Raw genomic sequence first — 14,376 nt, 5'->3', positions numbered from 1 at the left:
TTTTTCGCGCTATACTAGATTTTTATAATTAGCGTAGTATAGTTAAAACCCACCTGGCGATAGTTTATCTTCACATTTAATGAATTGACTGCAGTGCTGGTCCGTCCGATGGAGGCCCCGGTCAGCCGGGGGGGGACGGATCGTAGTCGAAAGAGGTCACATGAAACAGAAGTGCTTGTGGTATTTCCTCGTATCCCTCGTCCTCCTTGCAACCTTCTCGATACCCGTCCGCGGGCAGGAAGCGCCTCTACCGTTTGGAGGACCGGCGCAGCAGCCGGAGGCGTCTCAGCACAGGCCGGACCGCTTGCCCTCCTCGATCCAGCAGCCGGCTTCTCCCCAGATGAAACCAGCCGCCGTTCAAGCTCCCGGAGCAGAAGAAAAACCGGCAGCCGAAGACCACAGGAAATCCCCGTCAGCCGCGCCTGACGCCCTGAAGCAGTTCGGATACGATCTCTTCGACAAGGCACCCTCTTCTTTCGCCCCAGGCCAGCATGTACCCGTTGGGCCGGACTATGTGATCGGTCCGGGCGACGCCATCAAGATCGAGATATGGGGGAAGATCGAAGGGAGCTGGAACGTCGTGGTGGATAACGACGGCAATATCAGCCTTCCGAAGGCGGGAGTTTTCGGTGTTACCGGCCTCACCTTCAGGGAACTGAAGGAGGTCCTGCACAAAAAGTTCTCCAAGTACTACACCGGCTTCGAGATGAACGTGAGCATGGGATCGCTCCGGAGCATGCGGATCTATCTGGTCGGCAAAGCCGAGCGCCCCGGCGCCTACACCGTCTCTTCCCTCTCCACCATCATCAACGGCCTCCTGGAAGGGGGCGGCCCCTCCCGGACCGGCTCCATGCGGAACATCCAGGTGAAGCGGAACGGTCAGACGGTCGTCACCTTCGACCTCTACGACTTTCTGCTGAACGGGGACAAAACCCGGGACATCAGGCTCATGCCCGAGGACGTGATCTTCATCCCGCCCATCGGCCCCCTCGTCGGCATCGCAGGCAATGTGAAAACGCCCGCTATCTACGAGCTGAAGGGGGAAACCAGGCTCCTCGATCTGATCCGGATGGCCGGAGGCCTCACCGGAAACGCTTTCAAGGGGCGCGTCCAGATGCAGCGGGTGCAGGATCGACAGTTCAGGACCCTGTTCGAAGGGGATCTCATCGACATCGAGACCAGCAGGGAGAAGAATTTCCTCCTGCAGGACGGGGACATGGCGCGTATCTTCCCCGTCGTGGACGCTCCGCACACCATCAACGTCTCCGGCGCGGTGGCATATCCGGGCGAATATGCGGTGAACCCTGAAACGACAAGGGTCCAGGATGTCATCGCACTGGCCGGGGGACTTCGCTACTTCGCCTCCAAGCAGGCGGAGCTGGCGAGGGTCACGGTAACACAGGATGGGCCAAGGACGGACCTTCTGGTGATAGATCTGGACCGGGCCGCCAAGGGTGAGAAAGAGAGCAACCTGCTCCTTCAGAGGGACGACACGCTCTTCGTGCGGCCGATCCCGGAATGGAGCGGCAACCGCACCGTAACCATAGGCGGCGAGGTGAGGTTCCCCGGGACCTATACACTGAAGAAAGGGGAGCGGCTCTCCTCCGTTCTGGAGCGTGCCGGCGGATTCACCGAGCGGGCCCATGTGCGGGGAGCGGTGTTCACCCGGGAGAAGGTCCGGGAGCTTCAGCAGAAGCAGATAGACGAAATGGTCGAGCGACTGGAGCGGGACTTGATTTCGGCAGGGACAGCACAGGCCGCAACCGCCTCCTCCCCGGACGAGGCGCGTATGGTCCAGATCGAGATGGAGCAGAAGCGGCATTTTGTGAACCAGCTCAAGTCTGCCAGGGCCAAGGGGAGGATCGCGCTGAACATGAGGGAGCCGGCGCTCATCCGGGGAACCTCCCACGATATCGAACTGGAACAGGGTGACGCGATCTTCATTCCCGCAGATCCCAATACCGTACAGGTCATAGGTTCGGTATTCAACCAGAGCGCCTTCGTTCACGACCCTGCTGAGGGCTATCGGCACTACATAGATCTTGCCGGAGGATATGCACCCAATGCCGACGAAGACAACGTCTACATCCTGCAGGCCGACGGCACCGCGGTCAAGGCGTGCGGCAGCTTCTTCAGGCCGGGGAACGGGGTCGGTTCCGGCGACACCATAGTGGTCCCGGAAAAGATCGAACGTGTTGCCTGGATGCGCAACGTGAAGGACATCACCCAGATACTGTTTCAGATTGCGGTGGCCACAGGCGTGGTAATCGCGCTCTTTTGACAAGGCGACGCCGTATTCGCGCCCTTCCGCCGCCGGCTTCTCCTCAGGCTCCTCGACGTAGCGCTGCTACGCCTGCGGGCCTTCTTCGTCGCCGACGACGGAATCATCGCGAATCTGGCGCCGCCACCTCTGTGCGTTGCTACGGTCTGGCTGTGTGAGCAACCCATGCTACGCGAGATTTTTCAAAGACCGCCTGAAATATAGATCTGGGCGAAACCGCAGAAAAAAACGGAGGATTGTCTTGTCCGAAAAACCTACTCTGCTCGACTACCTGATTGTCGTCTTCAAATGGAAACGTCTCGTTGCAGGGGTTGCCCTTTCCATTACCGCCGCTGCCGCGCTGGTGGTCTTTCTATTGCCCCCCGTTTACGTGGCGAAAACGCGAATACTTCCACCCGACACCGACAATTCGGCTGCATCGGCACAGCTTCTGAGCCAGCTCGGGGGCGGAGCCCTCTCCGGCGCGCTTCTCGGTAAAAAGAGCATGAACGACCTGTACGTGGGCCTGCTTCAGAGCCGCACCGTCCTGGACCGTATTGTGGACCGGTTCCAGTTGGTTGAGGTCTACGAGGTGGCTTACCGGGAGGACGCCCGCAAGCGGCTCCAGGCTTCGCTGCAGGTGGCCGGTGAACGCAAGAGCGGCGTAATCACCATAGGCGTGGAGGACAGGGACCCGAAACGGGCTGCACGCATGGCGAACGCTTTCGTGGAGGAGCTGAAACATCTCAACCAGGAGCTTGCACTCACCGAGGCTTCCCAGCGGCGGCTCTTCTTCGAGGAGAAACTGAAGGATGCCAAGGAGGCGATGGTCAGGTCGGAAGAAGCCATGAAGGGCTTTCAGGAACAGACCGGCGCCATCGAGATGAAGGAACAGGCGAAGGCGATCATCGAGGCCGTCGCAAAGCTGCGGGCGGAAATCGCCTCGAAGCAGGTCCAGCTGAAGGTGCTCAAAACATACTCGATGCCCCAGAACCCCGACCTGCAGAAGACCGAGGAAGAGCTCAGGGGGATGAAGGAACAACTGGGAAGGCTGGAGGGGAAGGCGGGTGGAAACCATGCGGTGCTCCTCTCCTCGGGAAACGTGCCGGCTGCGGGAACGGGCTACATCAGGAAGATGCGGGACCTGAAATACTCCGAGACCCTATTCGAGCTTCTCGCCAAGCAGTACGAGGTGGCGAAGATGGACGAGTCCAGGTCGGGCGCACCCATACAGGTAATCGACAAGGCACTTGAGCCCGAAAAGAGAGCCCGACCCAAAAGAGCAAAGACCGTTGCCGCCGCGGCACTTGCCGGCGCATTCGCCGGCATCCTGGCCAGCTTTCTCATGGAATCGCGTGAGCGCATGGTGAAAGATCCTGCAGCCCGCGCACGGCTGGAGACGCTGAAGCGGTATGCGACATTTCGGCGGCGCGAGACCATCACGAACTAAAACTGACTCAATCGGACCACCATGGAATCGAAATCTGCCGAAAAATATCGCTCCCCGATGCTGGCACGGAACACGCTCCTGAATCTCCTCGGCAGCATTCTGCCCCTGATGGCCGCTGTAGTGGCGGTGCCGCACCTGATCAGGGAGCTGGGGACCGAACGTTTCGGCGTGCTCTCCCTCATCTGGATAGTTATCGGGTATTTCGGGCTGTTCGACCTGGGCATAGGCCGGGCAACCACTAAACTGGTCGCGGAGCAGCTTGCTCAGCGGGAAACGGAGCAGTTGCGGGTAACGGCCTGGACCTCCCTGGCCACCCTCACCTCCTTCGGCCTGCTGGGGGGGGGTGCCCTGGCCCTCCTCAACCCGGCCCTCGTGGAACACCTCCTTCATATCCCCCTCCCACTGCGGGGGGAAACCGTTGCCGCTTTCAACATACTCGCCCTGTCGATCCCTCTTCTCCTCGCCTCCACCGGCGCCCGTGGAATCCTGGAGGCGCACCGGCGCTTCGGCATCATGAACGCCATCAAGATACCCGTCGGTGTGGGAACCATCGTAGCTCCCGTCGTCGTCCTCAAGTTCTCCCACAGCCTCGCGCACATTGCAGCGGCCCTGCTACTCATGCGAGCCCTTGACCTGATGGCGACGTTCCTTGCATGCCGGTGGGCACTGCCGGCAATGGGACGGCCCACCAGGCCTCAGGCTCGCTCCTTCGTTCAGCTGGCCGGCTACGGAAGCTGGCTCACCGTCTCCTCTGTCGTGGGACCCCTGATGACCTACCTGGACCGTTTCATCGTGGGCGGCCTGCTTACCATGAGTGCCGTTGCCTACTACTCCACACCCTACGATGTGGTGACGAAACAGCTGATACTGCCGGCGAGCCTTCTGGGAGTCATCTTTCCGAGCCTGGCAGGTTATGCCGCCGTTGATCACCGGAGGTTCGCCCACCTTTACCAGCGCTCGGTGGCGTATCTGATAGCGATCATGACTCCCCCGGCGATCATGCTGCTGCTCTTCGCCGAGCCGGCCCTTGATTTCTGGCTCGGGGGGGAATTCGCAGCGAAAAGCACCGCCGCGGTGCAGCTGCTCGCACTCGGCATCCTGCTGAACGGAGTGGCCCAGGCTCCATATGCGGCGATACAGGCATGGGGGCGACCCGACATCACCGCTAAACTGCATCTGGCGGAGCTTCCCTTCTACCTCATCCTCCTCTGGGGCAGCGTGACATACCTGGGCATTACGGGAGCCGCCCTGGCGTGGCTGATCCGTGCAGCCGCCGACACAATCATTCTACTGCAGATCTGCAGGCGCATCCTTCCAGGCCATGCAGTCCATGCCGCTTCCATCGCCAATCTCGCAGTATGGTGCGCTCTCTTCCTCCTTTCGGCCTGGGCCGGAGCAGGCATGCTTAATGGCCTCCTGCCCAAATTCGTGCTCCTGGCATGTTGTTGTTCAATCCATGCCCTGCTTTGCATCCGCCTAATTCCGCGACTCAGCTCCGGGAAGGACCCGGGCAACGAACCTGGAAACATTGAGACCGAATGCCGGGCAAACGAGGTGGTTTCCCATGTATGACATGAAAAAAGAGGATTACTTTACCCACTGCCGGATGGACATGCTGGGGGTTATCCCTCCCGGAGACAAGAAGAAGATCCTGGAAATCGGCGCAGGGACAGGCGTAACCCTTCTTCAGGCAAAGGCGCTTGGGCTTGCGGACGAGATAGTGGGGGTGGAGCTGGTTCCCCTGGAGAAGAGCTGCCAGCGCCACCCGGACATGGACCAGTTCATCATCGGCGATGTGGAGAGGCTGGATCTCCCCTTCCGGGAGGATTACTTCGACGTGATCCTTTGCGGTGATGTGCTGGAACACCTGGTAGACCCGTGGAGGATGGTCCGCAGGCTCGCGGCCTGGCTGAAGCCCGGAGGTTGCCTCATCGCGAGCATTCCCAACGTGCGGGAGATAAAGACGGTCCTGAAGATCGTTCTGAAGGGTAACTTCCGATACGACAGTGCGGGGATCATGGACAGGACCCACCTCCGGTTCTTCTGCAAGCGGGACATGCTCGACCTGTTCGAGCAAAACGGCCTGGATGTGCTTCGGACGATATCGAATCTGGAGCTTCTCGGGAAAGGGAAGCGGGTGCTGCTGAACAGGCTGACTCTCGGTGCGCTCTCCGAGTTCCTGGAAGGGGAGTATCTGATGGTCGCCCGGAAACCGGAGCGGCGATGACACCGGCCACCGGAACGCAACCGGCGCTGGAGCCCGTGCAGTGCTGCAGGGTCGTCCCCACCCGGATGCCGGAGCTACTCCTGCTGTCGCTCCTGATCGGCTCCTGCTTTCTGCCTGCGGAGATCATCTCCGCCGTAATGCTCCTTCTCTTCCTCCTCCTGATCGCAGACCCCTTCGGAGAGGGAGAACTACATCGTTTTCCGGGAATGATGCCGTTCCTGCTCCTCCTGCTGGCGGGCCTGCTGGACGCTCCGGGGAATGCGGCCCGCGACGTGGCGAAGGACCTCTGGTACGTGGGGAACGCCGCCATGACCCTGTGGGTTGCCTTTCTCGCGGCGCGGAAGATGGAGGGCCTCACCGGCATCCTCCGCATATTTCTTGCCGCTGGCGTCGTCGTCGCCTTCATCCATCTTTGCCGGTTCGCCGTCGACCCGATGCTCCTCAGCAGTTCGGTAATCGAAATACGGACTGAGGCAGGCGTAGGCTACCTGCTCCCGGCTCTCGGACTCGGAGTTCTGCTTGCCGATTGGCGCTACGGCCTGGGCCTAGTGCAGAACAGGATTCCATCGTGGCTCTGCGGTGGGCTCTGCCTCGCCTCGGTCACCCTCGCCTTTTCCAGAACCCTCTGGATCGCTCTCCTTACGTTCCTGCTTGTGCTCGTCGGGCTGTCGTATCTGAAGCAGATGATGAAAGCAGCGGCTGTCGCAGGGGCGATACTCATAGCCCTAATGGCCTCCCCCCTGAGCGATGAGAGGGCCGAGCCCGGCAGCGAAGCGACCTTCTCCGAAAAAATCACGAACTCGCTGGCCGAGCTTCGGGTAGCCGACTACGAGGATGACTCGGACATACACCGGAACTGGCGCGGATTCGAAAGCTACAGGGCGCTCCAGACGTATGCGGAGGGGGGTGCGTGGACGCATCTGGTCGGCAAAGGTTTCGGGACCGGTATCGACCTGGGGCTCACCATGGTCCTGATGGAGGAGGAATTCGATTCCATTCCGATCCTCCACAACGGTTACCTCTACCTGCTGGTCAAGGCCGGTTTGGCAGGCGTAGCCGCCTACCTTGCCTACATGTTCCTCTCAATCCGGCGGGGTGCGGCCATCCTGCGCCTTCAACCGCGGCAGGCACGGGCATGCGGCTACCTCATCATTGCGCTCACGCTCTTCATGCTGCAGGCGACCCTCGTCATCTCGGGGCTCTTCAACAAGGGATGGATATTCCCCGGCACCCTTCTCCTGGGGATGCTTCTGGGGCATGCGGAGTCGCTGCTGCACGAAAAGGGATCGGTTCTCCGGGCGAACTGAAACTCCACAATCCCACTGCACCCTCACACCTGCGTAATGAAAAAAATTTCATTATCGCCTTGCAAACCCTCCTGCCGGTGGTATTCTAATTTACAAAATTTAATAAATAGTGCGGTACACCTATGAATCCCAGAGTGGCTATCGTCATAGTGAACTGGAACGGGTGGGAAGATACTCTCACCTGCCTCGAATCGATCTTGCGGGTACCCATCCCCTGCTGCCGGACTATCGTCGTCGACAACGGCTCACGGAACGATTCGGTGACGCGGATACGGGAATGGGCTGCACCCGGGCGGAAGACGGCACCAGTCACTCTCGTTTCATACGACAGGGAGACTGCCGAGCAGGGGGGCTCACCCCTGGGGGAACGAGCATTGAACGCCGCCGGCACGGGAAGCCTTGCAGTGATCGAGACGGGGGCGAACCTCGGTTTCGCAGGGGGAAACAACATCGGTATCAGGTACGCACGCGCATGGGGCGCCAAGTACATCCTCCTCCTGAACAATGATGCCTTCATCAGCTCACCGGACGCTCTCCCGGCGATGATCGAATTCATGGAACGAACGCCCCGTGCCGGCGCATGCGGCGGCAGGCTGCTCTACCCCGGCGGCGACCCGCAGCAGTCTTACGGGCACTTCCCCGCTGTTCCACGCACGCTGGCAGCCCTCTTTCCGCTGTACCGGCTACTTCCGTCAAAGTGGCTGAAGGGGGTGAAACGCTCCAACGTCGTACCCGACAGGAAGATACGGGAGCCACTGCAGGTCGACTGGCCTTCCGGAGCCTGCCTGATGGTGCGTACGGAAGCGGTGGCGGAGGTAGGCATGCTCGACGAGCGGTACTTCCTCTACATGGAGGAGACGGACTGGTGCCTGAGGATGAAGGTTCGCGGCTGGGACCGCTACTATGTGCCGCAGGCGGAAGTGGTGCATGCCTTCGGCGGCAGCGTCGGCAAAACCTCCACCCCCATGAAGGCCTACCACCTGGAAAGCCAGTTCACCTATTACCGGAAGCACTTCTCCCCCGCGGGTCTGGCCACCGTTGCGGCGGCATACCTTCTGCGCTCCTGTTTCGCAATCGGGTGGATCGGTTTATCCAGCGTCTTTGCCAGGCGGGGTAACGCAGCAAGCTCCCCGGAAGCCGCTTACTGGCAGCAGGCGCGCCGCCTGGCGGCAGCAGCCCTGGGATCGTTCATTCCCACCGGCAAACCCCGCCGGATTCCACCAACCGCCGCCTCGGCGGCAGTGAGGTTTACATGAATCGCTATAACCGTCGATTTTACGTTCACCAGCGGGAAAGGTCCCGGATGTCGGCACGGGAAATCGTTCCGCTGGTCATCGACCTGGTCGGACCGAAAAGCGTGATAGATGTCGGCTGCGGGACCGGAGCGTGGCTGTCGGTTTTCCGGGATCACTCCATAGAAGATATACATGGTGTGGACGGACCGTGGGTAGACCGGGACATGCTGCTCATCCCGGCCGAGCGTTTCACTTCGGCCGACCTCGGCAGGCCCCTTCCTGCCGGCAGGGAATTCGATCTGGTCATGTCGCTGGAAGTCGCGGAGCATATCCCCTCCGAGCGGGCCGGTGCGTTCGTGGATGCCCTCGCCGCGCTGGGACCTGTGGTTCTCTTCTCCGCGGCCATTCCGGGGCAGGGGGGCACGCATCACGTGAACGAGCAGTGGCCCGAATACTGGACAGCCTTCTTCGCAGAAAGGGGATATGCGGTCATTGACTGCATCAGAAGCGAGGTCTGGCATAACGACAGGGTGGAATGGTGGTACGCCCAGAACATCCTGATGTTCGTCCGGCGCGACCTCCTCGACCGGTACCCCGGCCTGCGCCGGAAGCTGGAACTGACGAGAAACAACCAGCTCTCCCTGGTACACCCGAAGCAGTACCTCCTCGCCAAGGAGCAAAGCTCCGCGCCTTTCCACCCCGCGCTCACGGCATTGCCCCGCCGCGTCAAGCGGGGCGTAATGTCCCTCCTTGCAACATTTTCAGGATAGCGTTCGGAGAAGAACATGATCGGCATGGATCGACTCAGGATAGCGTTTCTCTCACCCCAGGACCCGCTGAGCAAGAAGACATGGTCGGGAACGACGTATTCCATGTACCGCGCGCTCCGGGAACATTGCGGGAGCGTGACCCCCCTGGGGCCCGCGAAGGTCGGGCAGTTGGGAGGAAAGCTTCTGAACCGCGCCGTCCGGGTCATCGGGAAGCGCTACGACTATTCCCACGTCGAAGCCTATGCGAGAAGGTGCGCCCGGTTCTTCGAGAGCCGCCTCCAGGGGAAGGACTTCGACCTGATCTTCGCGCCGGCGGCATCCTCCGCACTGGCCTTTCTCGACACCCGCATCCCCATCGTCTACGCCTCCGATGCGACCTTCGCCCTGCTCCGCAATTATTACCCGGAATTCTCCGGGCTCCTGGGCGTGTCGGCCCGGCAGGGGAACGCGATCGAGCAGGCGGCGCTGCACCGCTCCCGCATGGCGCTCTTCTCCTCCGAGTGGGCGGCGCGGTCAGCGGTGGAAGATTACGGAATCCCTCGGGAAAAGGTCAGAGTGGTTCCATTCGGCGCCAACCTGGAGTCGATCCCGCCACGAGACGATCTCCAGAATCGCGGGAGATCCGACAGGTTACGCCTGCTCTTCCTGGCGGTGGACTGGCACAGGAAAGGGGGGGAGATCGCACTGGAAACGGTGGCGCGTCTAGTCGAGCGGGGGGTCGATGCCGAGCTCACGGTTTGTGGCTGCACCCCTCCGGCCGGAGTCTCTCACGACAGGATGAGGGTGATTCCCTTCCTGAGCAAAGATGACCCGGAGCAGATGAAAGCGCTGGTCGATCTCTTCCGTGAAACCGACTTTCTCCTGCTGCCGACCCGGTACGACTGTACCCCCGTAGTCATCTGCGAAGCGAACGGCTTCGGCGTGCCGGTGGTCACAACCGACACCGGCGGCATTTCCAGCCTTGTCTGCAATAACAAAAATGGCGTCATGCTCCCCTTCACAGCCCGAGGAGACAGGTATGCAGACGCGATCATGGACCTGTACGGCAGCCGCGATCGGTACGAAGCCCTTCGCCGGTCGAGCCGCGACCTCTTCGAAAGACGCCTGAACTGGGATTCCTGGGCCCTGGATGTCGGCGTTCTCTTCGCGGAAATTCTTTCCGCCGAAATCCGGCAGGCGGCCTGCTGGTAGAACCACTAAACGGGGTGCAGCCATGAAGGTACTGTTCCAGTCACGCAAGACGCTTTTCTCCGTACCCGGAGGGGATACCATCCAGATCCTGAAGACGCGGGAATACCTTGAGCGTTCGGGAGTCGGGGTGGACATTTCCACGGAGCTGGAGCCCGATGTCTCCCGATACGACGTCGTACACCTGTTCAATCTCACCCGCCCCCAGGAGGTCTACCTCCAGGCGCTCAACGCAAAAAGGCAGGGGAAGAAAGCGGTGCTCTCCACCATCTACGTCTCGTACGCCGAGTACGAAAAGAAGGCGCGACGGGGACTTGGAGGTCTGCTGATGAAGGTGCTTGCACCGGGGCAGATGGAATACCTGAAAGTTGCCGCCCGCGCGGTAAGGAACGGCGAGATGAACAAGGGGACGGCTACGCTTCTCCTGCGGGGCTACCGGTCGCTGCAGCGGCAGATACTGGCCATGACCGACGTCCTCCTCCCCAACTCATCCTCGGAAAGAGCCCGAGTGATCGAGGATTTTCCGGCAGCATCGGCCAAGAAGCATATCATCGTGCCGAACGCAGTGGACAGGGAACTATTCGCTCCAGGGCCGGCAACGCTGGTTCCCGCCGACATGGTGAAGTACCGGGGATGCGTTCTATGCGTGGCGAGAATAGAGGAGTTGAAGAACCAGCTGAACCTGGTGCGGGCGATGAAGCAGCTGCCGTGGCAGCTGGTCCTTATCGGCAAGCCGGCCCCCAACCATGCGTATTACGTGGAGCAGGTCAGGAAAGAGGCGGGAGCGAACGTCCATATCCTGGGGGAGGTGGAGCACAGCCGCCTGCCCCGGTTCTACCGGGCGGCACGGGTGCATGTCCTGCCTAGCTGGATGGAGACGACCGGACTTTCCTCGCTGGAAGCGGGCGCAATGGGCTGCAATCTCGTCATTACCGACAAGGGGGACACGCGGGAATATTTCGGCGACCGCGCATTCTACTGCGAACCCGATTCGGTTGATTCCATTAGCGCCGCAATAAAGGCCGCCTATGAGGCTCCGGCCTGCAGCGGACTGATGAACCACATTTCCCGCAATCTGGTGTGGGATAAAGCCGTCGAACGAACTCTGGAAGGCTACGAAATGGCGCTGGCAGGCTAGCAGAGACTCCCGCGGCGAAATCAGCGCACGTCTTTTGATCTGGTGTGTAATGGCTGGAGGGAAGAAAAGATGCTGAAAGAGCAAGAGAAGCTGATAAATAGTCTCCATGTGGTCGTCAACCTCTGCTCCCTCGTGTGCGCGTTCTTCCTCGCATACCGGCTGCGCTCGCTGCAGAGTGGGGTGCTCGACGTGTACGATTACCTCTGGGTGCTGCTGGTCATTCTGCCCGTCTGGCTCGTACTGCTTCACTACTTCGGCTTTTTCAGCTCTCAGCGCATGTCGACCATGCCACGGCTTCTCCTGGATCTGGGGAAGGTGCATGCCGCAGGTGCGGTGATCACCTCCTCTCTTATTTTCCTGCTGCAACCGCGCGACTTCAGCAGGAGTCTCTTCGGCCTCACGATACTCTTCTCCTACCTGATCCTCGGAGGGGTGCAACTCGCCACCCGCATCAGCCTGAAATTCATACGCCGCCGCGGATACAACTTCCGCAACATCGTCCTGGTGGGGACCCAGCAGGGGGCACAGCATTTCATCAAGCTCATGGAGGCCCACCACGATTGGGGCATCTGCATACTGGGCCTCGTGCAGCCCCAGGACGGCCCCTACCCGGATAAAAAGCACGGCTACCCCTTGCTGGGCACGTTGAGCAGCCTCATCGACATCTGCAAGAAGCACCCTGTCGACGAGGTCATTTTCTGCAGCAGCAAGGAGGAGTTCAAGTTCAATGTGGAGGAGTACGTGGAGGACCTGGAGGAGATGGGAGTCACCGTCAGGATGGTTCTCAACCTCTACTACAGGTTCAATACCCGCAAGGACCTCAGCCTGTTCCATAGCGAAGTTCCTCTGCTCACCTTCTATCCCACCACCTTCGACGCCGGCCAGCTCTTCCTCAAGCGCTGCCTCGATATCATCGGTGCATGCGTCGGGCTTTCCATAACCGCTCTGCTGCTCCCCTTCATAGCCCTGGCGATAAAGCTCGACTCCCCGGGGCCGCTCCTCTTTTCCCAGACACGAGTGGGGGAGAACGGGCGCACCTTCTCCTGCTGGAAGTTCCGCTCGATGTATATCGATGCCGAAGCCCGCAAGAAGGAACTGATGCAGCTGAATGAGATGAAGGGAGCGATCTTCAAGATAAGGAATGATCCCCGCATCACCCGTGTCGGACACTTTCTCCGAAAGACGAGCCTGGACGAGCTGCCCCAGTTCTGGAACGTGCTGCGGGGGGAGATGAGTCTCGTCGGGACGCGCCCCCCGACCCCGGACGAAGTGGAGAAGTACGAGAACTGGCAACGGAAGCGCATCTGCATCAAACCCGGCATCACGGGTCTGTGGCAGGTAAGCGGACGCAACGAGATCCGGGACTTCGACGAGGTGGTCAGGCTCGACCTGGACTATATCGAACGATGGAGCCTCTCCCTCGACATTCGCCTGCTGGCCAGGACATTCAAGGTGGTCTTCGCACGGGAAGGCTCCTGCTGAAAACAACGGCATCCGGCAGCGCAGACCAACACCGTACATGAGGTATATACTGCATGCCGTCACATCCCAGATTGAAGATCGCCCTTATCGGTACACGAGGAGTCCCCGCCAGCTACGGAGGCTTCGAGACCTGTGCGGAAGAGCTGGGGCGCAGGCTTGTGGAACGGGGGCACGAAGTCATTGTCTACTGCCGGAAAAGCTATTACGAAACCCGTCAGGCAGACCATCTGGGGATGAAGCTGGTTTACCTCCCGAATCTGCGGAAGAAGTCGCTGGACACGCTCTCGCATACGTTCCTCTCCACCCTTCACGCGCTGCGGCATCCATACGACGTCCTCATGGTCTTCAATGCTGCAAACAGCCCGGCCCTCCTCCTTCCGCGCCTCTTCGGAAAAAAGATAGCCATCAACACCGACGGACTGGAATGGAAGAGAGGGAAGTGGGGGCTCCTCGGACGCCGTTACTACAAGTTCGCGGAATGGCTGTCCACCAAGCTGGCGGATCGCATCGTGGCGGACTCCAGGGGGATTCAGGACTACTACCGGGAATCGTACGGCGCGGAGAGCAGCAACATCGCCTATGGTGCTGAAATCGTGACGGCCGGTGACCCGGAGCTGCTCGACAGGATCGGTTTGCAGCCATCCGGCTACTTCCTGCAGATAACCAGATTCGAACCCGAGAACAATCCGCTGCTTACCATTCAGGCCTACAAGAAGCTCTCCACCGACAAGAAACTTGTACTGGTGGGTGGCGTCCCCTACCAGAGCGACTACTCCCGGGCACTGGCTGCCGAAGCGGCGGCATGCCCCGGAGTTGTTCTCCCCGGGTTCATCTACGACAAGGCCCTGCTGAATGCATTGTGGTGCAACTGCCATGCATATGTGCACGGAAACGAGGTGGGAGGAACGAACCCTGCCCTCCTCCAGACCATGGCCAGCGGCTGCTTCACCATCGCCATAGATGTACCCTTCAGCCGGGATGTGCTGCAGGATGGCGGGATATATTTCAGGAAGGATGCGGAAGATCTCGCCGCACACATGCAATGGAGCCTGGACCATCACGATGAGCTGCCGCGCTTCAGGTCTAAGGCTGTCAGGCGGATCGCTTCCGAGTATACATGGGAGAAAGTCGCCGACGGGTACGAAGAACTTTTTTACCAACTGGCGTCTGGAAGGATCGGAGTATCAGCGGGAATCTGTTCAACGCGAGCCGCATGCAGTACACGTCTGCCGTAACTTCACTCAGTGACCTCCCCTTCCGTAATACTCCCCCTTTTCAGTATCGCCGCCCCATCCTCCACACTCCCGGCGAAGGCGCCT

The 14,376-nt window shown here is 60.3% G+C and carries 11 protein-coding genes; all 11 read left to right on the top strand.

The window, feature by feature from the left end; all coding sequences use genetic code 11:
- The first annotated feature begins 160 nt into the window (after positions 1-160).
- On the top strand, positions 161-2,281 hold the full coding sequence (locus CFB04_RS16975; protein ID WP_088536500.1) for an SLBB domain-containing protein: 2,121 nt from the start codon (positions 161-163) through the stop codon (positions 2,279-2,281).
- Between the two features lie 241 nt (positions 2,282-2,522).
- Entirely contained in the window at positions 2,523-3,710 is a 1,188-nt protein-coding gene (locus CFB04_RS16970; protein ID WP_157698823.1) for a GumC family protein, read from the top strand.
- A 21-nt stretch (positions 3,711-3,731) separates the two neighbouring features.
- On the top strand, positions 3,732-5,282 hold the full coding sequence (locus tag CFB04_RS16965) for a flippase (RefSeq protein ID WP_088536498.1): 1,551 nt from the start codon (positions 3,732-3,734) through the stop codon (positions 5,280-5,282).
- Positions 5,275-5,937, top strand: a complete 663-nt coding sequence (locus CFB04_RS16960; protein WP_088536497.1) for a bifunctional 2-polyprenyl-6-hydroxyphenol methylase/3-demethylubiquinol 3-O-methyltransferase UbiG — start codon at positions 5,275-5,277, stop codon at positions 5,935-5,937. The genes CFB04_RS16965 and CFB04_RS16960 overlap by 8 nt, the downstream gene beginning before the upstream one ends.
- Positions 5,934-7,244, top strand: coding sequence for an O-antigen ligase (locus tag CFB04_RS16955; protein ID WP_088536496.1), 1,311 nt, complete (start codon positions 5,934-5,936; stop codon positions 7,242-7,244). Before CFB04_RS16960 ends, CFB04_RS16955 begins: the two co-directional genes overlap by 4 nt.
- Before the next feature lie 122 nt (positions 7,245-7,366).
- A complete protein-coding gene (locus CFB04_RS16950) occupies positions 7,367-8,500 on the top strand; it encodes a glycosyltransferase family 2 protein (RefSeq protein WP_088536495.1) in 1,134 nt (377 codons plus the stop codon).
- Positions 8,497-9,249, top strand: a complete 753-nt coding sequence (locus CFB04_RS16945) for a methyltransferase domain-containing protein (RefSeq protein WP_088536494.1) — start codon at positions 8,497-8,499, stop codon at positions 9,247-9,249. Before CFB04_RS16950 ends, CFB04_RS16945 begins: the two co-directional genes overlap by 4 nt.
- A gap of 15 nt (positions 9,250-9,264) precedes the next feature.
- Positions 9,265-10,440 carry a glycosyltransferase family 4 protein gene (locus tag CFB04_RS16940; protein ID WP_088536493.1) on the top strand — a complete coding sequence of 392 codons (1,176 nt, stop codon included), beginning with the start codon at positions 9,265-9,267 and terminating at the stop codon, positions 10,438-10,440.
- A gap of 22 nt (positions 10,441-10,462) precedes the next feature.
- Positions 10,463-11,575: a glycosyltransferase family 4 protein gene (locus CFB04_RS16935; protein WP_088536492.1), complete on the top strand. Its 1,113-nt coding sequence runs from the start codon at positions 10,463-10,465 to the stop codon at positions 11,573-11,575.
- Positions 11,576-11,644: 69 nt separating this feature from the next.
- Positions 11,645-13,057, top strand: coding sequence for a sugar transferase (locus CFB04_RS16930; protein ID WP_088536491.1), 1,413 nt, complete (start codon positions 11,645-11,647; stop codon positions 13,055-13,057).
- A gap of 53 nt (positions 13,058-13,110) precedes the next feature.
- A complete protein-coding gene (locus tag CFB04_RS16925) occupies positions 13,111-14,292 on the top strand; it encodes a DUF1972 domain-containing protein (RefSeq protein ID WP_088536490.1) in 1,182 nt (393 codons plus the stop codon).
- Positions 14,293-14,376: the final 84 nt, after the last annotated feature.

The organism is Geobacter sp. DSM 9736, from assembly GCF_900187405.1.
Taxonomy (GTDB): domain Bacteria; phylum Desulfobacterota; class Desulfuromonadia; order Geobacterales; family Geobacteraceae; genus DSM-9736.
This window is presented reverse-complemented; position numbering and strand designations above follow the sequence as displayed.

Coding starts and splice junctions, on each gene's coding strand:
- CFB04_RS16975 (WP_088536500.1), top strand. CDS start 161: ATGAAACAGAAGTGCTTGTGGTATTTCCTCGTATCCCTCGTCCTCCTT.
- CFB04_RS16940 (WP_088536493.1), top strand. CDS start 9,265: ATGATCGGCATGGATCGACTCAGGATAGCGTTTCTCTCACCCCAGGAC.
- CFB04_RS16935 (WP_088536492.1), top strand. CDS start 10,463: ATGAAGGTACTGTTCCAGTCACGCAAGACGCTTTTCTCCGTACCCGGA.
- CFB04_RS16930 (WP_088536491.1), top strand. CDS start 11,645: ATGCTGAAAGAGCAAGAGAAGCTGATAAATAGTCTCCATGTGGTCGTC.
- CFB04_RS16925 (WP_088536490.1), top strand. CDS start 13,111: ATGCCGTCACATCCCAGATTGAAGATCGCCCTTATCGGTACACGAGGA.
- CFB04_RS16945 (WP_088536494.1), top strand. CDS start 8,497: ATGAATCGCTATAACCGTCGATTTTACGTTCACCAGCGGGAAAGGTCC.
- CFB04_RS16960 (WP_088536497.1), top strand. CDS start 5,275: ATGTATGACATGAAAAAAGAGGATTACTTTACCCACTGCCGGATGGAC.
- CFB04_RS16950 (WP_088536495.1), top strand. CDS start 7,367: ATGAATCCCAGAGTGGCTATCGTCATAGTGAACTGGAACGGGTGGGAA.
- CFB04_RS16955 (WP_088536496.1), top strand. CDS start 5,934: ATGACACCGGCCACCGGAACGCAACCGGCGCTGGAGCCCGTGCAGTGC.
- CFB04_RS16965 (WP_088536498.1), top strand. CDS start 3,732: ATGGAATCGAAATCTGCCGAAAAATATCGCTCCCCGATGCTGGCACGG.